We start from the raw sequence: 21453 nt of genomic DNA, 5'->3' as shown, positions 1-21453 counted from the left end.
CAAGCTGCCAGCGCGTCACGTTGAAACCGCAATGGCATCCACAGTGGCCAAGGTCGTGCCGGAAGTGCCATCGGCCAGCCGCGACACCATCACCTGGTCAATGCGGTAGCTGTCAACGTCGAGCACCTCGAACTTGAAGCCGCCCCAGCTCACGCTGTCAGTTCGCCGGGGCACGCGGCGCAGCATCACCATCAAAAAACCGGCCAGGGTTTCGTAGTCTTCGGCATGCGGCAAATGGTCAAGCCCCAGGGTGCGCAGCACGTTCTCGATGGGCGTGACGCCGTCGATCAGCCAGGAATTCTCGTCGCGCCGCACGATCAGTTCTTCATCGAAGGGCGACACCAGGTCGCCCATGACCGTGCTCATCACGTCGTTGAGCGTGACCACGCCAACCAGCATGCTGTACTCGTTCACGATGACGGCAAAGTCTTCATGCACCTGCCTGAATTGTTCCAGCACTTCGGACAGCGTCAGCCGGTCGGGAACGACCAGCACCTTGCGCACCAGGGTGTCGTCGGCGAGCGAAATCGGCTGGCCGTTGAGCACGCGCTGAAACAAGTCCTTGGCATCGACGTAACCCACCACATGGTCGATATCGCCCTCGCACACCGGATAGGTCGAAAACGGCTCGGCAGCGATGCGCAGCCTGATCACCGAGTCATGGTCATCGCGCAGAAAAAAGGCAATCCGGTCACGCGGCGACATGGCGCTGCCCACCGTACGGGTGTCGAGTTCAAACACATTCGTGATCACCTGCTGCTCACGTGCCGCCAGCACGCCGGCCACCGCGCCGGCTTCCATCATGGCCAGAATATCGTCCGAGGTGATGCGGTCGTCGCGCAGCGAGGACAAGCCGAACAGGCGAAACAGCGCATCGGCCAAGCGGCTGTAAAACCAGACCATGGGGCGCATCAGCGTCATGCAAACCGTCATGGGCGGCGACACGCGAATGGCCAGAAGCTCGGGCATCGCCATGCCCAGGCGCTTCGGAAAAAGGTCGGCGAACAAAATGAACAGCGACGTGACGATGAGGAAGGAGCTGAGAAAACCAACGGTCTGCGCGGTTGGCACTGCCAGCCAGAGTTCGAAAAACGCGTTGAAATGCGGGCTTAACGCGCCTTCGCCCACAATGCCGCCCAAAATGGCCACGGCGTTCTGGCCAATCTGCACGACGGTGAAATAGTCGCCGGGTTGCTCCTGAATACGCAGCACGCGTTCGGCATCTGCATTGCCGTCGTCAGCCATCTGTCGCAAGCGCAGGCGACGCGAAGCCGCCAGGGAAATTTCCGCCACGGAAAAAAATGCACTGGCTGCAATCAGCAGGCCAATCACAAAAAGGCTTTGGTAGAGGGTCATGGAAAGCAATAAGCAAAGGCCGGCAGCACAAGCGCACCGGGAACTGAGTTTAGCTGTCCATGAAGAGGTGCGGGCACGCTTGAAGCCAGGGCGCGGTGCAGTCAAAGACGCGATGTGCCGGTTTGCACAAAGTGCAGGAAGCGTGGGACGGTTGCGCCATTGGTCACTGAGAGCTCAAGGGCGCAAGCTTACGGCTGCCACTGCACGATATTCCAGAAATCAAGCAGAGATTTGCTATCTAATTAATAGCTACTTGCGTATATCAGTTGTGCGCTAGACACCTATTTTATAAAAAATAGGTGTTTGCAGGGCATCACGGCGGCGCCTGAACGTCACGCTCCTGCGCAAACCACGCCAGAACCGGAACTGTTCCCGGTAGCACGGGCGAGACCTGTACCGGCAGGCACTGCCATGCGAACTGTTGGCCTTCGTGCATCTGCAACTCGCCCAGCCAGTCAAAAACCTTGCAGAAGTTCAGGCGGACCAGCGCATGCGGGTAATCGACCATCTCGATTTTCCAGGGGTGAACGGCGCCAATGGTGATGCCGATTTCTTCCTGCAACTCGCGGCGCAGCGCTTGCTCAACGCTTTCACCAGCCTCAAGCTTGCCGCCCGGAAATTCCCAATAGCCTTCATAAACCTTGCCGGGCGGGCGGGAGGTCAGCAGGAACTGTCCATCGGGCTGGATCAACACCCCCACCGCCACTTCGACCACCTTGCGCTCGGGACCGCCTTCACGGGGCATTGCCACATCCGCCACCAGTACGTCAGTCACCCAATCGTGGCCGCATGCTGGCCGGCGTAGTCGCGCGCAAACTGGTAGGCCACGCGCCCGCTGCGCGAGCCGCGTTCCAGCGCCCAGACCAGCGAAGCCGGGCGTGCCGCGGCAATGGCTTCAGCGCCCACGCCAAACGACGACAGCCACTGCGCCACGATGGTCAGGTATTCGTCCTGGCTGAAGGGGTAAAAACTGACCCACAGGCCAAAACGCTCGGAAAGGGAAATCTTTTCCTCCACGACCTCGCCGGGATGCACTTCGCCGTCCTCGGTGTGGGTGTAGGTCAGGTTCTCCATCATGTACTCGGGCAATAGATGGCGGCGGTTGCTGGTGGCATAGATCAGCACATTTGGCGTGGCTGCGGCAATAGAGCCGTCAAGAATGGACTTGAGTGCCTTGTAGCCCGGCTCGCCTTCTTCAAAGCTGAGGTCGTCACAAAAGACGATGAACTTCTCGGGCAGGCCGGACACCACGTCAACAATGTCGGGCAGATCGGTCAGGTCGGCCTTGTCCACCTCAATCAGCCGCAAGCCCAGAGCCGAATATTCATTCAGGCAAGCCTTGATCAAAGACGATTTTCCGGTTCCGCGCGAGCCTGTCAGCAAGACATTGTTGGCCGGCTTGCCGTTGACGAACTGCTCGGTATTGCGGCGGATCTTGTCTTTCTGGTCTTCGATTTCCTTTAAATCAGTCAACTGCAGCGTGCCCAGGTGCCGAACCGGTTCCAGCGAAGCATGGCCGGAACCGCGCTTGCGGTAGCGGTAGGCCACGGAGGCACTCCAGTCGGGCGCGCCCAGGGGTTGCGGCAAGACAGATTCGATGCGCGCCATCAGCGACTCGACACGCACCATCAGGCGTTCAAACTGTTCATTCATGCGCAATCACCTGATTGTTTAGCTGCGGTAATCCGCGTTGATCTTGACGTAGTCGTAGGACAGGTCACAGGTCCAGATCGTGTCGGCAGCCGCACCCCGGCCGAGCACGACACGCACGGCGATCTCGGCTTGCTTCATCACGCGCTGGCCATCGGCTTCGACGTAGTCCGCATGCCGGCCGCCATTTTTGGCCACCAGCACATCGTCCAGGTAGAGGTCGATGTGCGTCGGGTCCAGGTCGGCGATACCGGCATAGCCTACGGCGGCCAGAATGCGCCCCAGATTGGGATCGCTGGCAAAAAATGCCGTCTTGACCAGCGGCGAATGGGCGATGGCATAGCCCACCTGTCGGCATTCCTCGCCGGTCTTGCCGCCTTCGACCCGGACGGTGATGAACTTGGTCGCCCCTTCGCCGTCGCGCACGATGGCTTGCGCGAGCTGCTGCGCAATGCCCATCATGGCCGAACGCAAGGCCTGGCCGTCGGCACTTTCCAGCGACGTCACAGGCGCATGCACCGCCTGGTTGCTGGCAATCACCACGAAGGAGTCATTGGTCGAGGTATCGCCGTCAATCGTGATGCGGTTGAAAGAGGCTTCGGCCAGTTCACTGGCCAGTTGCGCCATCAAGCCTTGCGACACACAGGCATCGGTGGCCAGAAAACCCAGCATCGTCGCCATGTTCGGGCGAATCATGCCCGCACCCTTGCTGATACCGGTGATGGTGACCGTGGCGCCGCCCAGGTTGACACGGGTTGAAAACGCCTTGGGCACCGTGTCGGTGGTCATGATGGCTTCGGCGGCATTCGCCCAGTTGTCTGCTTTGGCATCAGCCAGCGCGGCAGGAATTCCGGCCGCAATCCGGTCATGCGGCAGGGGCTCCATGATGACGCCGGTTGAAAACGGCAGGATCTGCTCTGGCGACAGGTTCAGAGCGCGGGCCAGTTCAATGCAGGTGGACTGGGCGCGAACCAGACCGTCCTGGCCGGTCCCTGCGTTGGCGTTACCGGTGTTGATCAGCATGGCCCGGATGCCGTGGCTCCGGCCCGCCTGGGCGGCCAGATGCTGGCGGCAGATTTGCACCGGCGCGGCGCAAAACCGGTTTTGGGTAAACACCGCGCCGACCGAAGCGCCTTCATCGAGCAGCAGCACAGCCAGGTCCTTGCGATGGGCCTTGCGGATGCCGGCTTCGGCAATGCCCCAGCGCACACCCGGCACGGCATGGAGGTCAGCGGCGGGTGTGGCCATCAGGTTGACAGGCATGAGATTGACTCCGGTAAAACAGGGTTGGGACGCCGCGAGCGCCCCTAAAAGATCAGGCTGCTGGGCGAATCAGGTCAGCTTGCCATGACAAAGCTTGTACTTTTTTCCAGAACCGCACGGGCATGGATCGTTGCGGCCCACACGCGGCATGGACGAAGCAGGAATGGCCTGCTGCCGGCGCGTCGCCTCGTCAACCCTGGTTTGCGTTTCGCCCGTTTCAGTCGGCTCGGTGTAGGTCACATTGATGATGTTCCCACCCCGGCTTTCAAGCGCTTCAGCCGCTTGCTCAAGTTGCTCATTGGACTGGACCTGGACGGTCATCAAGGTCTTGGTGACCTCGTTCTTCACGCTGTCCAGAAGTTGCCCGAACAACTCAAAGGCCTCGCGCTTGTATTCCTGCTTGGGCTGCTTCTGGGCATAGCCACGCAGGTGAATGCCCTGGCGCAGATAGTCCAGCGCGCTCAGGTGCTCACGCCAGTGGCTGTCGATGCTTTGCAGCAGCACGACACGTTCGAACTGCGTGAAGTTTTCCGCGCCAACTTTTTCCAGCTTGTCGGCAAAGGCGGCTTCGGCAGCGGCGTTGACCTTCTCCAGCACCTCCTCGTCGGTGATGGCTGTGGCGGCCTCGATTTCCTTGCGCAGATCCAGCTCGACATGCCAATCTTCGCGCAGCGTTTTTTCCAGCCCTGCCACGTCCCATTGCTCTTCGACGCTTTCCACCGGCACGTACTGCCGCGCCAGGTCGGTGAAGCAGCCTTCGCGCAGCGACGCGATTTGCGGCTGCAGGTCGCTGGCGTCCATGATGTCGTTGCGCTGCTGGTAGATCACCTTGCGCTGGTCGTTGGACACGTCGTCGTATTCAAGCAACTGCTTGCGAATATCGAAATTGCGCGCCTCGACCTTGCGCTGCGCCGACTCGATGCTGCGCGTGACGATGCCTGCTTCAATCGCTTCGCCATCGGGCATTTTCAGCCGCTCCATGATGGACTTGACACGGTCGCCAGCGAAAATACGCATCAGCGGATCATCCAGCCCGAGGTAAAAGCGCGAGGAACCGGGGTCACCCTGACGGCCTGAACGGCCGCGCAGCTGGTTGTCAATGCGGCGCGACTCATGCCGCTCGGTGGCAATGATGCGCAAACCGCCCAGCGCTGTCACTTGTTCATGCTCCTGCTTCCACTGGGCGCGCAAGCGGGCAATTTCAGCTTCTTTGGCGGCAGCGTCAAGTGATTCGTCAGCTTCCACCGGTTCCATCATTTTTTCAAGGTTGCCACCCAGCACGATATCGGTGCCGCGCCCTGCCATGTTGGTGGCAATGGTGATCATCTTTGGACGTCCGGCTTGCGCCACGATGTCAGCCTCGCGCGCATGCTGCTTGGCGTTGAGGACCTGGTGCGGCAGGTTTTCCTTGGACAGCAGCTGGTCAATAATTTCGGAATTTTCGATGGAACTTGTTCCCACCAGCACTGGCTGGCCGCGCTCATAGCATTCGCGAATATCCTTGATCGCCGCTTCGTATTTCTCGCGCGTGGTCTTGTAAACGCGGTCGAGTTGATCTTCACGCTTGCTCACGCGGTTGGGCGGAATCACCGTGGTTTCAAGACCGTAGATCTCCTGAAATTCGTAGGCTTCGGTGTCGGCTGTTCCGGTCATGCCGGCCAGGGTCTTGTACAGACGGAAATAGTTCTGGAAGGTGATCGAAGCCAGCGTCTGGTTTTCAGCCTGGATTTGAACCCCTTCCTTGGCTTCAACCGCCTGGTGCAGGCCATCGCTCCAGCGACGACCCGACATCAGGCGACCCGTGAACTCGTCCACGATCACGACTTCGCCCTCTTGCACCACATAGTGCTGATCGCGGTGGTACAGCAGGTTGCCGCGCAGGGCGGCATACAAATGGTGCATCAACGAAATATTGGCCGGATCGTAAAGCGTGGCGCCTTCGGGAATCAAACCCAGGTCAAACAGGATTTGTTCGGCACTTTCGTGGCCCTGTTCGGTCAGGAACACCTGGTGGGTCTTTTCATCGATCGTGTAGTCGCCAGGTTTTGTAACGCCCTCGCCGGTTCGCGGATCGGCCTCGCCTTCCTGGCGCGTCAGCAAGGGAACGACCTTGTTGATCGCCAGGTACATCTCGGTGTGGTCTTCGGCCTGGCCGCTGATGATGAGCGGGGTACGCGCCTCGTCAATCAAGATGGAGTCCACCTCATCAACGATCGCAAAGTTCAGGCCGCGCTGGACGCGGTCGCCGACTTCGTACACCATGTTGTCGCGCAGGTAATCAAAGCCGAACTCGTTGTTGGTGCCGTAGGTGATGTCGGAGTTGTAGGCTTCCTGCTTTTCCTGGCGCGACATGTTGGGCAAATTGATGCCGACACTCATGCCGAGAAAGTTGTACAGCTTGCCCATCCAGCGGGCATCCCGGCTGGCCAGGTAGTCGTTGACCGTGACCACATGCACGCCCTTGCCCGTCAGGGCATTGAGGTAGACCGGTAGCGTGGCGGTCAGGGTCTTGCCTTCGCCGGTACGCATTTCCGAAATCTTGCCGTTGTGCAGCGACATCCCGCCCAGCATCTGGACATCGAAATGGCGCATCTTCATAACGCGCTTGCTGCCTTCGCGCACCACAGCAAAAGCCTCGGGCAACAAAGCGTCCAGAGCTTCCCCGGCAGCTACCCGGTCCTTGAACTCCTGCGTCTTGGCGCGTAACTGGTCGTCATCAAGCTTTTCATACTGCGTTTCAAGCGTATTGATCTGGTCCACAGTTTTGCGGTATGTCTTGAGCAGCCGGTCGTTGCGGCTGCCGAAAATTTTTGTCAGGATATTGGAAGCCATAAATGCGAAGCCGCGAATGACTGCTCCCCTGAGCTTGCAATGCGGCCAAAATCCCTTATTGAGTACGGAACCTAGCTGTGGGCACAAACGGTTAGTTCAACCATGCGCAAACCGCAGATTTTAGCGCTGACAGGCAAACAGCTCTTCATGTACACCCAAGAAATGCGGTTTCCGGATCGGCAAACGGGAAATTGTGCGAAGCCTGAGCGTTTGTGACTATTTAAAACGATGGCGTAGAAAAAACCAGAGACAGACATCCATGATAATTACGCCGCCATGTTGACTTCCATCAAAAACTGAAAATGCACAGACGTTTGCAATCCGCAGTGAGTTTGCATCAGGCAGCCGGCAATTCGCCATCTCTCGCGCGGCTTGCCGACTTGGTTCGTGAGTCGAATCAACGATTGAAAGCGATTGAAACGCTGATTCCGGCGACTCTGAGGCCGTCCGTCAAGGCCGGGCCAATTGATGCCGAAAACTGGTGTCTTCTGGTAAACGGCAATGCAGCTTCTGCAAAAGTCCGACAACTGGTTCCACTCATCCAGTCGAGCCTTTTGCGCCAAGGCTGGAAGGCCAAGTCAATACGGCTCAAAATTTTGATCGCAAAAAACCGGTGATGGTTTGTGCTGAAAAGAGATTTGAAAAGTGGGTTTTGCTGTGCTATTTAATAAATAGCAAGAAATACTTTGTGGTGTTCGCAAACACTGCATTTACGCATGAACCATTGAATGGTGCCGCTTGTCGGAATCGAACTGACGACCTACCGCTTACAAGGCGGTTGCTCTACCAACTGAGCTAAAGCGGCACAAATAGTATTCTACTTCACGCGCTTGAGTGAAGGACGTGGGCGTGCTGGCGGTTTGGGCGGCTCAGGCGCATCCGTATTTTTTGGCTTGCCTTTGCCACCCGTATTTTTACTTGGTATGTTTTCCACAAGTTGCATGATTTTGTTGTCCGGCATTTCCGATGAAGGATTGTCAGTTTGCAAGACCTCTAAAACCGGCGCGGCAGGCTTTGATCCATCAGAATCGGTTGCTCCCGGAGAAATTGTTTCGAGAGGAAAAGCCATCCCTTGCCCATTTTCACGAGCATAGATGGCAATCACATGGCTAATAGGTACCAGAATTTCACGCGCAGCACCTCCGAAACGCGCCTTGAATTCAATGAACTCATTTCCCAAGCTCAGCGAACTGGTGGCGTCAAAACCGATGTTCAGCACGATCTCATTATCTTTTACGTACTCACGCGGTACTTGCACGGTGTTGTCTACCGATACAGCCACATAAGGCGTAAAGCCGTTGTCGGTACACCATTCGTACAAGGCACGAATCAGGTAGGGACGGGTTGATGTGGCGTTAGGAGCATTCATGAATTCGGCCAAGTGCTGATTCCTTTAAATTCGATGCGGTAGTTACTTGCGCATTACCTTTTCGGAAGGCGTCAGTGCCTCAATGTAGGCAGGTCGTGAAAAAATGCGTTCCGCATACTTGAGCAGGGGGGCAGCATTTTTTGACAGGTCGATACCGTAGTAGTCAAGGCGCCAGAGCAGCGGTGCAATCGCCACGTCAAGCATCGAGAAATTGTCCCCAAGCATGAACTTGTTCTTCAGAAAAATCGGTGCAAGTTGTGTCAGGCGGTCACGAATATGGGCACGTGATTTTTCAAGCGCTTTTTCGTTTCCCTTGGAAGCACGTGATTCAAGAGCGCTGACATGAACAAACAGTTCTTTTTCAAAATTCAGCAGAAACAGTCGAACCCGTGCGCGATCAACCGGATCGCCAGGCATCAGCTGCGGATGGGGAAAGCGCTCATCAATATATTCATTGATGATGTTCGACTCATACAGAATCAGGTCGCGCTCGACCAGAATGGGAACCTGGCCGTAGGGATTCATCACATTGATGTCTTCAGGCTTGTTGTACAGGTCAACGTCACGAATTTCAAAATCCATGCCCTTTTCAAACAACACAAAACGGCAACGATGTGAAAAAGGGCAGGTTGTACCTGAATAAAGGACCATCATGATTCGGAACTCCTAAAAGCAAAAGAGTGGAAGGCTAAGATTCAAACCTTAGAACCGTCCACTCCGAAGGTGCCAATATCCGCCAGGGCAAGCCCTGAACGCATTGATCAGCACAAAACTATTTGACGTCTTTCCAGAACGCCGCGTTGAGGCGCCATGCCACAAAGCTCAGACCAAGCAGAAACAGCAGCACCCACACACCAATACGAACACGGGTATTTTGAATAGGTTCTGCCATCCACTGAAGATAACCGACCAGATCGCCCATGGCCTGGTCATATTGCAGAGAGGTCATGGAGCCCGGCGTGACCTGTTCCCAACCTTTGAAAACAGCAACCTTGTGGCCGTGTTCTTCCTTCTCGTCATACAAGGGCTTGCGTATGCCCTGCAGCTCCCACAGAACGTGCGGCATGGCTACGTTCGGATAAGCCAGATTGTTCCAGCCCGTTGCCTTGGTTTCATCACGGTAGAAAGTACGCATGTACGTGTACAGGTAGTCCGCGCCTGAACCGCCTGCGCCGGCTCGTGAGCGGGCAATCAGGGTCAAGTCGGGTGGTGTACCACCAAACCAGTCCTTGGCTTGTTTGGGATCAATCGCCACCTTCATGGTCTCACCGACTTTTTCAGTCGTGAACAACAAGTTGTCCTTGATCTGCTGGTCGGTCAGGCCGATGTCTTTCAAGCGATTAAAGCGCATGAAGGCGGCTGAATGACAATTCAGGCAGTAGTTGACAAAAAGCTTCGCGCCGTTTTGCAAGGCAGCCATGTCATTTGTCTTGTTGGGCGCCTTGTCCCAGGCCATGCCACCTTCGGAAGCCTGCGCACCAGTCAGTAGACCCAGTGAAGCAATGAGGGCAAAAATTATTTTTTTCATAATCAAAATTTCCTGCTCTCAGTGGGCCGCGAAAGTAACACGGTCAGGAACACGTTTGAAAGTTCCCAGGCGACTCCACCAAGGCATCAACAGAAAGAAACCGAAGTAGAAAAGGGTTCCGATCTGCGAAACGCGTTCGCCAATAGCGGAAGGTGGCTGCACCCCCAGATAACCCAGGATAAAGAAGTTGAGAACAAAAACACCATAGAGGTATTTGTTCCAGGTTGGACGGTAGCGGATAGATTTGACTTCACTGTTGTCCAGCCATGGCAGGAAAAACAGGATGATGACGGCGCCACCCATGACCACGACACCCCAGAATTTGGCATCAATCAACAGCATTGCACCGACCAGAGCCACGGCAGCACCCACGATGACGGCCTTGAACAAGCCAGCGATCCGGGCCTTCAGCACACCCAGAACGGCACCCAGAAGTACGCAGGCAATCAAGGCATACATCATCTCGCTCGTGATGGCACGCAGCATCGAGTAGTAAGGCGTGAAATACCAGACCGGCGCGATGTGCAGTGGCGTTTTCAGCGGATCGGCGGGAATGAAGTTGTTGTACTCCAGGAAATAACCACCAAACTCGGGGGCAAAGAAAATAATCGCGCTGAAAATCATCAGGAAAAGACTGACGGCGAAAATATCATGCACCGTGTAGTACGGATGAAAGGGAATGGCATCCAGCGGATGACCGCTGCTATCGCGTGGCGCGTTAGGACCCTTGACCTCGACACCGTCCGGATTGTTGGAGCCAACTTCATGCAGCGCAATGATGTGCGCCACGACCAGGCCCAGCAACACCAGCGGCACGGCGATCACATGGAAAGCAAAAAAGCGGTTCAGCGTTGCATCGCCCACCACATAGTCACCGCGAATCAGCAGGGCCAGGTCAGGACCGATGAACGGAATGGCGGCAAACAGGTTCACGATGACTTGGGCGCCCCAATAGCTCATCTGGCCCCAGGGCAGCAGGTAGCCCATGAAGGCCTCGGCCATCAGCGCAAGGAAAATCGCGCAGCCGAACACCCAGATCAGTTCACGCGGCTTGCGGTAGCTGCCGTAGATCAGGCCACGGAACATGTGCAGATAAACCACAACGAAAAATGCCGATGCACCGGTGGAATGCATGTAGCGGATCAGCCAGCCCCAAGGCACATCGCGCATGATGTATTCGACTGAACCAAAAGCCAGTGATGCTTCGGGCTTGTAGTTCATCGTCAGGAAAATACCCGTGACGATCTGGATCACCAGCACCAGCAAGGCCAGTGCACCGAAGACGTACCAGAAATTGAAATTCTTCGGTGCGTAATATTCGCTCATATGCTCTTTGAAGAGCTTGCTGGCGGGAAAACGATTGTCTACCCACGTCATCGCCTTGTCGGCGAGCGGGGCATCTGGGGAAATTTCTTTGAATACAGCCATGACTGATCCTGGTTCGGTGAGTTTCTTTGGCCTTGAATTGATACAGTGCGCAAAGGCAGGGTTTCAAGCGCAGGTGACAGGGTCTTTTATAAAAGGTTGGAGGGCCTTCAAGCCTTCTTGTCCTCACCAATCAATAATTTTGCATCCGACAGGTACATGTGGGGAGGCACTTCGAGGTTGTCAGGTGAAGGCTTGTTTTTGTAAACGCGGCCGGCCAGGTCGAACGTCGATCCATGGCAAGGGCACAGGAAGCCGCCATGCCAGTCGTCGGGCAGCGATGGCTGCGGACCGGCCTGCAACTTGTCGGAGGGTGAACAGCCTAGATGCGGGCAAATACCCACCACCACCAAAGTGTCTGCCTTGATGGAACGAGTTTCGTTGCGCGCGTATGCGGGCGTCCACTCGGGCAGTTTTCGTTCAGAGTTAGGGTCTGCAAGCATGCTGTCAACCTGGGACAGGGTTGCCAGTTGCTCAGGCGTGCGCTTGAGAATCCAGACCGGTTTTCCGCGCCACTCCACGGTCATTTTTTCACCCGGCTTCAAGGCAGAAATATCGACCTCGACAGCAGCACCTGTAGCCTTGGCGCGCTCGGACGGCTGAAAAGTGCTGACAAACGGTACGGCCACAGCAGCAACGCCCGCTCCACCTACGGCACAGGTGGCAACGATCCAGTTTCTTTTATCTTTATCAACAGGTGCGCCGTGTGGCGCGCCTATTACGCTTGCTTGGGTCATGAAAGTCCTTCAAGAACTGGCTTGAAAAAGGAATAGTGGGGGATCAACCCGTGATTGTAGCGGAGCAGGAAGTGATGCTTTAAGGCTTCACAACGGTTTCCGGCGATCCTGGCCTGCCCGTTTGCGATTGAAGGGCTGGCATGGTTTGCTGCAAACAATGCTTCAAAGCAACTTGGAAATTCACCCCGAAGCTGCATAATTATTTGTCGTCAGCTGTGCTGAGATGCACGTACAACAACCCGAAGGAACTGGAGTGAAACTATGGGAATGATGCAGGAATTCAAGGAATTTGCCGTCAAGGGCAATGTAATGGACCTGGCCGTCGGTGTGATTATCGGGGGGGCGTTTGGAAAAATCGTCGATTCCATCGTTGGCGATCTGATCATGCCATTGGTCAGCAAGCTTTTTGGAGGGCTTGACTTCTCGAATTACTATGTTGCGCTGGCCGGGCAGGCTGCCGGACTCTCATTGGTCGAAGCAAAGAAGGCCGGGGCCGTCTTTGCTTACGGCAACTTCATCACGGTGGCGCTGAACTTCATCATCCTGGCTTTCATCATCTTCATGATGATCAAGCAGATGAACCGCCTCAGGAAGCCCCGTCCGCTCGCCGCTCCGCCAGCAACGGCGGAAGACATCGTGCTGTTGCGTGAAATCCGCGACAGCTTGAAACGTCAAGCATGATTCCCGCCATGTTGGCGCACCGACAAGCGCAGCGCTGACTCCGCTTCCAGCACGCGGCCTTCTATTGTTGGCCAGGCAGCTTGCTGTCTTGCCATCCGTATCGCGGCCAGCAGGCTGGATGCATCTGCCTGGCCGGTGCCGGCAATATCGAAAGCCGTGCCATGGTCCGGACTTGTGCGCACCAGCGGCAATCCCAGCGTGACGTTGACACCCTGCTCCACGCCCAGATATTTGACGGGAATCAAGCCCTGGTCGTGGTACATGGCCACCACCACATCAAACTCGCCCGACTTCAAGACGGTGTTGCGCGCGCGCATGAAAACTGTGTCCGGGGCGAAGGGACCTTGCACATTCAAACCTTCGCGCAATGCGGCAGCAATGGCAGGGCCAATGATCAATTGCTCTTCTGAACCAAACAAGCCGCCTTCACCGGCATGCGGATTCAGGCCCGCCACGGCGATGCGTGGCGGGTGCCCCAGAGCCGCCTTGAGTGCTTGGTGCGCAATGCGCAGTGTCTGCAGCACGTTGTCAAAGGTCACGGCGTCGATCGAATTTTTGAGCGACATGTGGATGCTCACCAGAACCGTCCGGAGTTCCTCATTGGCCAGCATCATGCGCACCGGGACTTCACTCACCGGTTTGCCCAAAAACGCCGCAGCTTCGGCCTGTAGCATTTCGGTATGGCCCGGGAAACGGGCCGCCCAGCCGCCGGCGGCAGACAGAGCCTCCTTGTGGATTGGCGCTGTGATCATGGCGGCAGCCTCGCCCGCCAGCACGGTGCGGGCGGCCCAGACGATGCAATCCGCAGCGGCTTTGCCAGCCAGGCCGCTGATCTCTCCGTAGGAAACCAATTCAGGCAGCGCGCATTTTTGCAACACGCCAATGCAGTTCGGCGGCACGGCAGGCAGGTCAGACAGCGAATCCAGTTCGGCTACCGGCATTGCCGGACTTCCACATGCGATGGCCACAAGGGCGCAAGCGCGGCGCAGCGTCGGCACGTCACCGACCACCACGCAGCCCGTCATATCCCGTGGTGAGTGAGCAAAGGCCCTGGCGATGATTTCCGGGCCAATGCCAGCGGCGTCGCCCATCGTGATGAGGAAAGGTCGGGTTTGGGTGGTCATGCAGGGTTGTCGATCTCAATGAACTGGTGATGCAAGCCGAATTGCGCTGCGACATGCGAGGCAAGTGCCGGTGCGCCGTAACGCTCCGAGGCATGGTGGCCACAGGCAATGAACGTCACGCCCGTCTCGCGCGCAAGATGCGCCTGCGGTTCGGAAATCTCGCCGGTGATGAAGGCGTCGGCCCCGGCGGCAATCGCTGGCTCGAAATAGCCTTGCGCCCCGCCGCTGCACCAAGCTATTTTTTTAATAGCTGCATGCCCAACTCCCACCAGGGTAACAGGCCTTTTCAACGTATTTTTAACATGCAACGCCAGATCGCTGGCCGTGGCAAAACTGCCACCGTCGCTTCGTCCGCCTAGAAATCCCAGGTCTTGTTCGCTAAAGCAATTGCTGGCCGTCAAGCCCAGCCGCAGGCCCAGCTGCGCATTGTTGCCCAGTTGGGGGTGCGCATCCAGCGGCAAGTGGTAGGCAAACAAGCTGATGTCATGTGCCAGCAGCAGCGCGAGCCGCTGCTTCTTCCAGCCTGTAACGCGGCCGTCCTGACCACGCCAGAACAGGCCATGGTGCACAAATATGGCGTCGGCCTGCGCGTCGATGGCCGCTTCGATCAGCGCCCGGCTGGCCGTGACGCCGGAAATCACCCGGCGCACCTGGGTTTTCCCTTCCACCTGCAAGCCGTTGGGGCCGTAGTCCTTGAAACGTTCGGGCTGCAGCAGTTTGTCAAACGCCGCCAGCAACTCCTGTCTTGTCGTGGTGTTCATGACAGGATTGTCTCAGGCAGGACCATTTTGCCGCTTGTTCTGGATTTTTTTCCATGTTCAGGGCTTTGCATTGGCTTGCGTCCTACGCGGTGACATCCGGCATAAAGCACAATACGTGCTTGGCATCCTGCAGGCCGACTGCACCGACCACACCTGATTTTTTTTCATACCAGCCCACTCTTTTTTGTCCCATGAAGCGCACCTGGCTCCTGTTTTCCCAGACCGTCACTATTTTGGTGGCGGCTTATTTCGTCGTTGCGACGCTCCAACCACAATGGCTGAACAAACGCGCCACGATTGGCGGTGTTTCACTGATCGAAGCCCCCGCCAACAGCCAGCCACGCTCCACAACTTCGACTGGCTCCGTCAGTAACTTTGCGCAGGCAGCAAAAATAGCCTCGGCAGCCGTGGTCAGCATCAACACCAGCAAGGCCGCTGTCAAAAATCCGCAAATGAACGACCCCTGGTTCCGGTTTTTCTTTGGCGACCAGAACTCGGGTGAAGCGCAGGCAGGTTTGGGCAGCGGCGTGATCATGAGCAGCAGTGGCTACATCCTGACCAACAACCATGTGGTCGAAGGCGCTGATGAAATCGAGGTCGTTCTCAACGACACCCGCAAGACCCGCGCGAAAGTGATCGGCACCGATCCCGACACCGACCTGGCCATCCTCAAGATTGAGCTGGACAAGCTGCCGGTGATTGTCCTGGGCAACTCGGACGAGCTTCAGGTGGGCGAGCCAGTGCTGGCTATCGGCAATCCGTTTGGCGTGGGCCAGACCGTGACCGGCGGCATCGTCAGTGCCCTGGGCCGTAACCAGTTGGGCATCAACACCTTTGAAAATTTTATCCAGACCGATGCAGCCATCAATCCCGGCAATTCTGGCGGTGCGCTGGTCGATGTCAACGGCAACCTTCTGGGCATCAATACAGCCATCTATTCACGCTCGGGCGGCTCCATGGGCATTGGTTTTGCCATTCCGGTGTCTACCGCCAAGCAGGTGCTCGAAGGCATCGTCACTGAAGGCCAGGTGACCCGGGGATGGATTGGCGTAGAGCCGCAGGAACTCAATGCCGAACTGATCGACGCCTTCAGGCTCAAGCCGGAAGCGGCCAAGGCCGGCGGCGTGATCATCACGGGTGTGTTGCAAAACGGACCTGCTGCACAAGGTGGAATCCGTCCTGGCGATGTGATCATGGCTGTCGATGGCCATCCCGTGCGCAATGTCAGTCAGTTATTGACAGCAGTTGCTGCGCTCAAGCCGGGCACGCCTGCACCGCTGAAAGTGCTGCGCGGCGACGGACCTGTGGATATTTCGGTGACACCGGCCCAGCGCCAGCGCCCCAGAGTGCAGCGCTAAAGGCGCGCTGGTGATTCATTTGGCAAACGCCAGAACCTGTTCGGCTTGCATTGAATATCTGAAACTATAAAATCGATAGCAATAAACCCTTATGGGTATTGCGCAGACGATCTTATTTGTACAAGAGTCGCTGAGACTTCAGGATTTTGTAACTTCCGTGTCGGTGTCAGGCGCTTTGGTGCTTTTGAGGAACATCTGGGCGGCAAGAATGCCTACCTCGTACAACCCGCCTACCACCGCCAGCAGCATGATCATCGAGCCGGCATCGGGCGGCGTGACCAGTGCGGTGCCAATGGCAGCGGCCACCCAGAAATAACCACGGTATTCGCGCAGTTGGGCAACCGTCAGCACGCCCATGCGCACCAGCAAAATGACAGCGATCGGTACTTCAAAGGCCAGTCCGAAGGCCATGAACATGCCAAGCACGAAGTTCAGGTATTCCTCGATGTCTGGTGCCGCCGTGATCGACTTGGGCGCAAAGCTCTGGATGAACTTGAACACCTGCCCGAACACCACATAGTAGGAAAACGCCACACCGATGAAAAACAGCAACGTGCTGGAAATCACCAGGGGCATCACCAGCTTTTTTTCGTGCGAATAAAGACCGGGCGCAATAAAAGCCCACACCTGGTAAAGCACCACGGGCAGCGCAATCATGAAGGCTGCCATGAAGAGAATCTTGATCGGAACGACAAACGGCGACACCACGTTGGTGGCGATCAGGGTCGCGCCCTTGGGCAAACTGGCCACCAGCGGTGCGGCCATCAGGTCATACAAGGCACCCGGGCCGGGAAACAGCGCCAGGATGCCGGCCGCAATGCCGATGGCAATCACGGCCTTGATCATCCGGTCGCGCAACTCCATGAGATGCTGGACGAAAGGCTGCTCGGTGCCTGCGAGCTCGTCGGGTTTGTCGCCGCCGGTGGAGTGGGGATCGCTCATGAAGGAAGTTTGCGCTGTGTGGATTGCGCCGGTCTGCGCGCAAAGGAAAATTCAGGGAGATGCTTCATGCCTTGCGGCTGGGCTGCGGACGAAATCGTGCCACCCGGGCTGCACCGGACTGGGCCTTGGTGCGAATCCCGGAGCGGGCCTTGAACCATTGCGGCGTGGCGCCGCGCTTGAGCCGCCACTTCTTTTTAGGGTGCCGGTATTCGGGAAATACCTCAAAACCAGAAAAAGTGTCGGATGAAGTGGATGTTGCCGTGTCAGACCACGATTTCTCAAAGTCATTTGCACCGGTGCGGATTGAGCTTTCAACGTCGCGGGCCGCATCCTGGACGGTTTCCTTCATTTTCCGGAACTCGTCCAGATCCATGGAACGGTTCACTTCCTGCTTGACGTCGTTCACATAGCGCTGCGCCTTGCCCAGCAGCATGCCCACGGTGCGTGCCAGGCGCGGCAGCTTTTCGGGTCCGATGACGATGAGCGCAACCGCGCCGATCAGGGCGATTTTGGAGATGCCCAGATCAATCACGGCAGCTCAGCCCCGCAGGACAACGGCCACGCAAAAGGGACAGTTGTGGCATGCATCAGGGCTTTTGTCGGGCTTCGACGTCAACTGTGTTGCGCTCAGACGTGGCTTTGGCCTGGGCATGGGTCACCTGGCTGGCGGGCGCCTCCGGCTTTTCATCCTCGGGCAACTGGCTGCCATCCTTCATGCCGTCCTTGAAACCCTTGACGGCCCCGCCCAGGTCACTGCCCATGTTCCGAAGTTTTTTGGTGCCAAACACCATCACCACGATCAACAGCACGATCAACCAGTGCCATATGGAAAATCCACCCATAGTCATCTCCTAATCTAAAAACAGTCAATGGACTGCATGTTTGCGACAAAGCCTGATTCTAAAGGCCACATGTGACAGCGCTGATCACCCTGCAAGCCTGCAGGGTTGTTTAAAAATTACACCTGTCCGCGTCCTGGCCCCTTGCCCAGACGCACTCAGCCCTTGAGCCACGGCCGGGGACCACCGATCACATGCATGTGCAGATGATGCACTTCCTGACCGCCCTCTTCCCCAGTGTTGATCACGGTGCGAAAACCGCCCGCCGGGTAGGCATTGCAGCCCTGCTCCATTGCCAGTTTTGGCGCCAGCACCATCATGCGACCCAGCAATGCCGCATGCTCGGGCTCAAGCTGTGCCATCGACGGAATATGCGTTTTGGGGATCATCAGGAAATGCACCGGCGCCCAGGGGTTGATGTCGTGAAAGGCGAACACCTCGTCGTCCTCGTACACCTTGCGGCTGGGAATGGCGCCAGCGGCGATCTTGCAGAAAATACAGTTGTCAGAATGGCTCATGCGGCTTCCACGGAACGGTTGGCGTTCATACGCACCATGCCCTTGACGATTCGGTACAGGAACCAGAGCGAAATCAGCCCCCAGGCAATCCAGCCGGGCACGATGAACAGCAGCCAGAGCCACGAGGTCAGCAAATACAGCACGCCGGCCCAGACCACGGACCGGATCCGCCAGCTGAAGTGCGAAGCCTGCCAGGTGTTGGCGGCGTCGCCTCGCTTGACCAGGTCAATGACCAGCGCCACCACCAGCAGGAGGATGGACACCTGAGCACCCGGCAAGACGGCGGCCACCGCCACCACCAGGTGCAGCAAATAGCTGACCCAGCCCCAGGTTTTCAGCCCTTCGTCGGGCTCTATCGTCACAATGTCGTCGCGCATGGTTGGCTCTCTTCCTCAATCGTTGGTGGCTTCGCGGTGCTGCGCCTTGCGCAGTGCCTTTTCCTCGATACCGCTGGTGCCTTCACGGCGCTCCAGTTCGGCCAGTACATCGGCGGGACGCAGGTTATAGTGCGCCAGCGCAATCAGTGAATGGAACCACAGGTCGGCCACTTCGCCGACCAGTTTGCCTTGCAATTCGGGCGTGGCGCCGCCGCAATCGATGTCCTTGGCAGCCATCACGGTTTCGGTGGCTTCCTCGCCGATTTTCTTCAGGAAAGCATCGGGACCTTTGTGCAGCAGGCGTGCCACATAACTGGTCGATGGATCACCGCCTTGCGAGGGCTTGCGGCTTTCGATGATGGACGCCAGGCGCTCAAGGGTGTCGTTTGAATTCAGGGTGTGCATTACAGGCTATTTATAGATGCTGGCAGGGTCTTTCAAGACCGGCTCGGTCGCGACCCACTGGCCATTTTGATAAAGGCTGAAAAAGCAGCTGTGGCGGCCGGTGTGGCAAGCGATTCCCGGCTCGTGGCCTTGCTGGGTAATTCTGATCAACACCACGTCGTTGTCGCAATCCAGACGGATTTCATGCACGACCTGGAAATGCCCGGATTCTTCACCTTTGTGCCACAGCCGACCGCGCGAGCGGCTGAAATATACCGCCTGGCCCAACTTGGCGGTTTTTTCAAGCGCCTCGCGGTTCATCCAGGCGAACATCAGCACGTCGCCGCTGCCGGCTTCCTGCGCAATGACGGGCACCAGGCCCTTGTCGTCCCAACGGACTGTGTCTAACCAATTCATGAGGGTATTGTCCGCGATTGTGGCAGGCAATCCTGATACGGCCGGCGTGTCCATGCAGCGCATAACGGTACTATTAATTTCATAGCTACAAGCGCATATCCGTCAAGCGCAAACAGCCTGAAACGCTTGAAATTCAGAGCCGCACCGGAATTCCGCGACTGGCCATGTGGCGCTTGGCCTGCCCTACCGTGAATTCGCCGTAATGAAAGATGCTGGCGGCCAGCACTGCATCGGCGCCGCCCTGCTGCACGCCATCGGCCAGATGGTCAAGCGTACCGACACCACCCGAGGCGATCACCGGCACGCTGACGGCGTCGCTCACGGCGCGCGTCAGTTCGAGGTCGAAGCCCGACTTGGTGCCGTCGCGGTTCATGCTGGTCAGCAGAATTTCGCCCGCGCCGCGCTGCGCCATTTCAACGGCCCAGGCCACGGCGTCCAGCCCGGTGTTCTTGCGGCCGCCGTGGCTGTACACGTCCCAGCCCGCACCGCGCAACAGCGCGTCCTCATCGCTGCGGCGCTTGGCATCAATTGCCACGACGATGCACTGGGCGCCGTACTTGGCCGAGGCGTCGGTGATGACCTGCGGATTGGCCAGCGCGGCCGAGTTGAAACTGGTCTTGTCGGCTCCAGCGTTGAGCAGCCGGCGCACGTCCTCGACAGTGCGCACCCCGCCGCCCACCGTCAGCGGTATGAACACCTGCGAGGCCACGGCCTCGATGATATGCAGGATCAAATCGCGCCCGTCGCTGGTCGCGGTGATGTCGAGGAAGGTCAGTTCGTCAGCGCCCTGCTCGTTGTAACGGGCCGCAATCTCGACCGGATCGCCCGCATCGCGAAGTTCGAGAAAATTGACGCCCTTGACCACACGGCCGCCGGTTACATCGAGGCAAGGGATTATGCGTTTGGCCAGCATTGGGTAATTGTTTTGCTCAGTTTGTGCCACCAAGGCGCGATGGATGTGCGGGATGGCTATGCAGCAAGCAGGGGCCACGGAACCGGCTTTGCCGGGCCGTAGGCGCAGCAGCCCCCTCGGGGGGCAGCGCAGCACACGAAGTGGCAAGCGTGGGGGTCATGTCATCCGTTCAACTCGTCAGCGCGCGCTTGCGCCGCTTCAAAATCCAGGTCGCCGCTGTAGATCGAGCGGCCGCAGATCACGCCCTGCACGCCCTCGTCCTCGACGGCGCACAGCGCTTCGATGTCGGCCATGTTCGACAGGCCGCCCGAGGCAATCACCGGAATCGTCAACGCCTTCGCCAGCCTGACGGTGGCTTCCATGTTGATGCCGCTGAGCATGCCGTCGCGGCCGATGTCGGTGTAGATGATGGATTCGACGCCGTAGTCCTGAAACTTCTTGGCCAGGTCAACCACCTCGTGGCCGGTCAGCTTGCTCCAGCCGTCGGTGGCGACTTTGCCTTCCCTGGCGTCCAGGCCAACGATGATGTGGCCGCCAAACGCCGTGCACGCATCCTGCAGGAACCCGGGATTCTTCACGGCAGCGGTGCCGATGATGACGTAGCGCAGGCCGGCATCAAGGTAGCGCTCGATGGTGTCAAGGTCGCGGATTCCGCCGCCCAGTTGCACCTCGATTTCGCTGCCCACCTCGGCCAGAATGCGTTTGATCGCCGCCTCGTTCTTCGGCTTGCCCGCGAAGGCGCCGTTCAGGTCCACCAGGTGCAGGCGGCGCGCGCCCTTGTCAATCCAGTTGCGCGCCATGGCCGCCGGGTCTTCGCTGAAAATGGTGGACTGGTCCATGTCGCCTTGTTTCAGACGGACACAGTGGCCGTCCTTGAGGTCAATCGCGGGGATGAGAAGCATGTTGGGTTAAGGAAAAGCAGTTAACGAGGTTGAAGAAAAATTCTCTGTGGCTGGGGGCACATCAGAGAAAGCGCGAA

The 21453-nt window shown here is 57.7% G+C and carries 24 protein-coding genes and 1 tRNA gene; 3 read left to right on the top strand and 22 right to left on the bottom strand.

Features of this window, described 5'->3' with window-relative positions:
- Positions 1-15: 15 nt before the first annotated feature.
- The 5 genes from H4V98_RS06105 to secA all read right to left on the bottom strand — a co-directional run bounded on the left by H4V98_RS06105 (position 16) and on the right by secA (position 7101).
- Positions 16-1356, bottom strand: coding sequence for a hemolysin family protein (locus H4V98_RS06105; RefSeq protein ID WP_196863053.1), 1341 nt, complete (start codon positions 1354-1356; stop codon positions 16-18).
- A 313-nt stretch (positions 1357-1669) separates the two neighbouring features.
- A complete protein-coding gene (locus H4V98_RS06100) occupies positions 1670-2101 on the bottom strand; it encodes an NUDIX domain-containing protein (RefSeq protein ID WP_196863117.1) in 432 nt (143 codons plus the stop codon).
- 26 nt (positions 2102-2127) lie between these two features.
- A complete protein-coding gene (locus H4V98_RS06095; protein WP_196863052.1) occupies positions 2128-3009 on the bottom strand; it encodes an ATP-binding protein in 882 nt (293 codons plus the stop codon).
- A gap of 18 nt (positions 3010-3027) precedes the next feature.
- Positions 3028-4269 carry a bifunctional glutamate N-acetyltransferase/amino-acid acetyltransferase ArgJ gene (argJ, locus tag H4V98_RS06090; RefSeq protein ID WP_196863051.1) on the bottom strand — a complete coding sequence of 414 codons (1242 nt, stop codon included), beginning with the start codon at positions 4267-4269 and terminating at the stop codon, positions 3028-3030.
- Between the two features lie 69 nt (positions 4270-4338).
- Positions 4339-7101, bottom strand: coding sequence for a preprotein translocase subunit SecA (secA, locus tag H4V98_RS06085; RefSeq protein ID WP_196863050.1), 2763 nt, complete (start codon positions 7099-7101; stop codon positions 4339-4341).
- A 302-nt stretch (positions 7102-7403) separates the two neighbouring features.
- Here secA and H4V98_RS06080 point away from each other — a divergent pair, with 302 nt between their 5' ends.
- Positions 7404-7718, top strand: a complete 315-nt coding sequence (locus H4V98_RS06080; RefSeq protein ID WP_196863049.1) for a hypothetical protein — start codon at positions 7404-7406, stop codon at positions 7716-7718.
- A 112-nt stretch (positions 7719-7830) separates the two neighbouring features.
- Here H4V98_RS06080 and H4V98_RS06075 read toward each other — a convergent pair.
- The 6 genes from H4V98_RS06075 to petA all read right to left on the bottom strand — a co-directional run bounded on the left by H4V98_RS06075 (position 7831) and on the right by petA (position 12160).
- Positions 7831-7906 (bottom strand) — tRNA-Thr (locus tag H4V98_RS06075).
- Between the two features lie 12 nt (positions 7907-7918).
- Positions 7919-8470, bottom strand: a complete 552-nt coding sequence (locus tag H4V98_RS06070; RefSeq protein ID WP_196863116.1) for a ClpXP protease specificity-enhancing factor — start codon at positions 8468-8470, stop codon at positions 7919-7921.
- Between the two features lie 42 nt (positions 8471-8512).
- On the bottom strand, positions 8513-9124 hold the full coding sequence (locus tag H4V98_RS06065; RefSeq protein ID WP_036806026.1) for a glutathione S-transferase N-terminal domain-containing protein: 612 nt from the start codon (positions 9122-9124) through the stop codon (positions 8513-8515).
- Positions 9125-9242: 118 nt separating this feature from the next.
- Positions 9243-9998, bottom strand: coding sequence for a cytochrome c1 (locus H4V98_RS06060; protein ID WP_196863048.1), 756 nt, complete (start codon positions 9996-9998; stop codon positions 9243-9245).
- Positions 9999-10016: 18 nt separating this feature from the next.
- Positions 10017-11426 carry a cytochrome bc complex cytochrome b subunit gene (locus tag H4V98_RS06055; protein WP_196863047.1) on the bottom strand — a complete coding sequence of 470 codons (1410 nt, stop codon included), beginning with the start codon at positions 11424-11426 and terminating at the stop codon, positions 10017-10019.
- 107 nt (positions 11427-11533) lie between these two features.
- Positions 11534-12160: a ubiquinol-cytochrome c reductase iron-sulfur subunit gene (petA, locus tag H4V98_RS06050; protein WP_196863046.1), complete on the bottom strand. Its 627-nt coding sequence runs from the start codon at positions 12158-12160 to the stop codon at positions 11534-11536.
- A gap of 261 nt (positions 12161-12421) precedes the next feature.
- Between petA and mscL the strand changes: the two genes are divergently transcribed.
- On the top strand, positions 12422-12841 hold the full coding sequence (gene mscL / locus H4V98_RS06045; protein WP_196863045.1) for a large conductance mechanosensitive channel protein MscL: 420 nt from the start codon (positions 12422-12424) through the stop codon (positions 12839-12841).
- On the opposite strand, the gene pdxA is transcribed toward mscL, so the two are convergent.
- On the bottom strand, positions 12832-13965 hold the full coding sequence (gene pdxA / locus H4V98_RS06040; RefSeq protein ID WP_196863044.1) for a 4-hydroxythreonine-4-phosphate dehydrogenase PdxA: 1134 nt from the start codon (positions 13963-13965) through the stop codon (positions 12832-12834). The genes mscL and pdxA overlap by 10 nt on opposite strands.
- The gene (locus H4V98_RS06035) at positions 13962-14726 is read right to left on the bottom strand and encodes a Nif3-like dinuclear metal center hexameric protein (RefSeq protein ID WP_280757347.1); all 765 of its coding nucleotides are present in this window, start codon (positions 14724-14726) and stop codon (positions 13962-13964) included. The genes pdxA and H4V98_RS06035 overlap by 4 nt, the downstream gene beginning before the upstream one ends.
- 191 nt (positions 14727-14917) lie before the next feature.
- Here H4V98_RS06035 and H4V98_RS06030 point away from each other — a divergent pair, with 191 nt between their 5' ends.
- On the top strand, positions 14918-16084 hold the full coding sequence (locus H4V98_RS06030; protein WP_196863042.1) for a trypsin-like peptidase domain-containing protein: 1167 nt from the start codon (positions 14918-14920) through the stop codon (positions 16082-16084).
- 138 nt (positions 16085-16222) lie between these two features.
- On the opposite strand, the gene tatC is transcribed toward H4V98_RS06030, so the two are convergent.
- From tatC to hisA, 9 genes are all read right to left on the bottom strand, one after another.
- A complete protein-coding gene (tatC, locus tag H4V98_RS06025) occupies positions 16223-17026 on the bottom strand; it encodes a twin-arginine translocase subunit TatC (protein WP_280757346.1) in 804 nt (267 codons plus the stop codon).
- Between the two features lie 64 nt (positions 17027-17090).
- Positions 17091-17558 carry a Sec-independent protein translocase protein TatB gene (tatB, locus tag H4V98_RS06020; protein WP_196863040.1) on the bottom strand — a complete coding sequence of 156 codons (468 nt, stop codon included), beginning with the start codon at positions 17556-17558 and terminating at the stop codon, positions 17091-17093.
- 55 nt (positions 17559-17613) lie between these two features.
- The gene (tatA, locus tag H4V98_RS06015; protein ID WP_196863039.1) at positions 17614-17868 is read right to left on the bottom strand and encodes a Sec-independent protein translocase subunit TatA; all 255 of its coding nucleotides are present in this window, start codon (positions 17866-17868) and stop codon (positions 17614-17616) included.
- A 155-nt stretch (positions 17869-18023) separates the two neighbouring features.
- Positions 18024-18383: a histidine triad nucleotide-binding protein gene (locus H4V98_RS06010; protein ID WP_196863038.1), complete on the bottom strand. Its 360-nt coding sequence runs from the start codon at positions 18381-18383 to the stop codon at positions 18024-18026.
- Positions 18380-18760 carry a hypothetical protein gene (locus H4V98_RS06005; RefSeq protein ID WP_196863037.1) on the bottom strand — a complete coding sequence of 127 codons (381 nt, stop codon included), beginning with the start codon at positions 18758-18760 and terminating at the stop codon, positions 18380-18382. The genes H4V98_RS06010 and H4V98_RS06005 overlap by 4 nt, the downstream gene beginning before the upstream one ends.
- A gap of 15 nt (positions 18761-18775) precedes the next feature.
- Complete coding sequence (locus H4V98_RS06000) at positions 18776-19165, bottom strand: phosphoribosyl-ATP diphosphatase (RefSeq protein ID WP_196863036.1); 390 nt, start codon at positions 19163-19165, stop codon at positions 18776-18778.
- Between the two features lie 6 nt (positions 19166-19171).
- On the bottom strand, positions 19172-19561 hold the full coding sequence (gene hisI, locus H4V98_RS05995; protein WP_196863035.1) for a phosphoribosyl-AMP cyclohydrolase: 390 nt from the start codon (positions 19559-19561) through the stop codon (positions 19172-19174).
- 133 nt (positions 19562-19694) lie between these two features.
- Positions 19695-20474 carry an imidazole glycerol phosphate synthase subunit HisF gene (gene hisF, locus H4V98_RS05990; protein WP_196863034.1) on the bottom strand — a complete coding sequence of 260 codons (780 nt, stop codon included), beginning with the start codon at positions 20472-20474 and terminating at the stop codon, positions 19695-19697.
- Between the two features lie 161 nt (positions 20475-20635).
- A complete protein-coding gene (gene hisA / locus H4V98_RS05985) occupies positions 20636-21376 on the bottom strand; it encodes a 1-(5-phosphoribosyl)-5-[(5-phosphoribosylamino)methylideneamino]imidazole-4-carboxamide isomerase (protein WP_196863033.1) in 741 nt (246 codons plus the stop codon).
- Positions 21377-21453: the final 77 nt, after the last annotated feature.

The organism is Polaromonas sp. CG_23.6 (assembly GCF_029892315.1).
GTDB lineage: Bacteria > Pseudomonadota > Gammaproteobacteria > Burkholderiales > Burkholderiaceae_C > Polaromonas.
Note: the sequence above shows the minus strand (reverse complement) of the source record. Positions and strands in the feature narration are given on the sequence as shown.

Excerpts from the sequence above, each read along its gene's own strand:
- argJ (WP_196863051.1), bottom strand. The coding sequence starts at position 4,269 with ATGCCTGTCAACCTGATGGCCACACCCGCCGCTGACCTCCATGCCGTG.
- hisI (WP_196863035.1), bottom strand. The coding sequence starts at position 19,561 with ATGAATTGGTTAGACACAGTCCGTTGGGACGACAAGGGCCTGGTGCCC.
- tatC (WP_280757346.1), bottom strand. The coding sequence starts at position 17,026 with ATGAGCGATCCCCACTCCACCGGCGGCGACAAACCCGACGAGCTCGCA.
- H4V98_RS06105 (WP_196863053.1), bottom strand. The coding sequence starts at position 1,356 with ATGACCCTCTACCAAAGCCTTTTTGTGATTGGCCTGCTGATTGCAGCC.
- hisA (WP_196863033.1), bottom strand. The coding sequence starts at position 21,376 with ATGCTTCTCATCCCCGCGATTGACCTCAAGGACGGCCACTGTGTCCGT.
- H4V98_RS06030 (WP_196863042.1), top strand. The coding sequence starts at position 14,918 with ATGAAGCGCACCTGGCTCCTGTTTTCCCAGACCGTCACTATTTTGGTG.
- H4V98_RS06070 (WP_196863116.1), bottom strand. The coding sequence starts at position 8,470 with ATGAATGCTCCTAACGCCACATCAACCCGTCCCTACCTGATTCGTGCC.
- H4V98_RS06080 (WP_196863049.1), top strand. The coding sequence starts at position 7,404 with ATGCACAGACGTTTGCAATCCGCAGTGAGTTTGCATCAGGCAGCCGGC.
- H4V98_RS06010 (WP_196863038.1), bottom strand. The coding sequence starts at position 18,383 with ATGAGCCATTCTGACAACTGTATTTTCTGCAAGATCGCCGCTGGCGCC.
- H4V98_RS06065 (WP_036806026.1), bottom strand. The coding sequence starts at position 9,124 with ATGATGGTCCTTTATTCAGGTACAACCTGCCCTTTTTCACATCGTTGC.
- mscL (WP_196863045.1), top strand. The coding sequence starts at position 12,422 with ATGGGAATGATGCAGGAATTCAAGGAATTTGCCGTCAAGGGCAATGTA.
- hisF (WP_196863034.1), bottom strand. The coding sequence starts at position 20,474 with ATGCTGGCCAAACGCATAATCCCTTGCCTCGATGTAACCGGCGGCCGT.
- H4V98_RS06095 (WP_196863052.1), bottom strand. The coding sequence starts at position 3,009 with ATGAATGAACAGTTTGAACGCCTGATGGTGCGTGTCGAGTCGCTGATG.
- pdxA (WP_196863044.1), bottom strand. The coding sequence starts at position 13,965 with ATGACCACCCAAACCCGACCTTTCCTCATCACGATGGGCGACGCCGCT.
- H4V98_RS06055 (WP_196863047.1), bottom strand. The coding sequence starts at position 11,426 with ATGGCTGTATTCAAAGAAATTTCCCCAGATGCCCCGCTCGCCGACAAG.
- H4V98_RS06005 (WP_196863037.1), bottom strand. The coding sequence starts at position 18,760 with ATGCGCGACGACATTGTGACGATAGAGCCCGACGAAGGGCTGAAAACC.
- H4V98_RS06060 (WP_196863048.1), bottom strand. The coding sequence starts at position 9,998 with ATGAAAAAAATAATTTTTGCCCTCATTGCTTCACTGGGTCTACTGACT.
- H4V98_RS06000 (WP_196863036.1), bottom strand. The coding sequence starts at position 19,165 with ATGCACACCCTGAATTCAAACGACACCCTTGAGCGCCTGGCGTCCATC.
- tatA (WP_196863039.1), bottom strand. The coding sequence starts at position 17,868 with ATGGGTGGATTTTCCATATGGCACTGGTTGATCGTGCTGTTGATCGTG.
- petA (WP_196863046.1), bottom strand. The coding sequence starts at position 12,160 with ATGACCCAAGCAAGCGTAATAGGCGCGCCACACGGCGCACCTGTTGAT.
- H4V98_RS06100 (WP_196863117.1), bottom strand. The coding sequence starts at position 2,101 with ATGCCCCGTGAAGGCGGTCCCGAGCGCAAGGTGGTCGAAGTGGCGGTG.
- secA (WP_196863050.1), bottom strand. The coding sequence starts at position 7,101 with ATGGCTTCCAATATCCTGACAAAAATTTTCGGCAGCCGCAACGACCGG.
- H4V98_RS06035 (WP_280757347.1), bottom strand. The coding sequence starts at position 14,726 with ATGAACACCACGACAAGACAGGAGTTGCTGGCGGCGTTTGACAAACTG.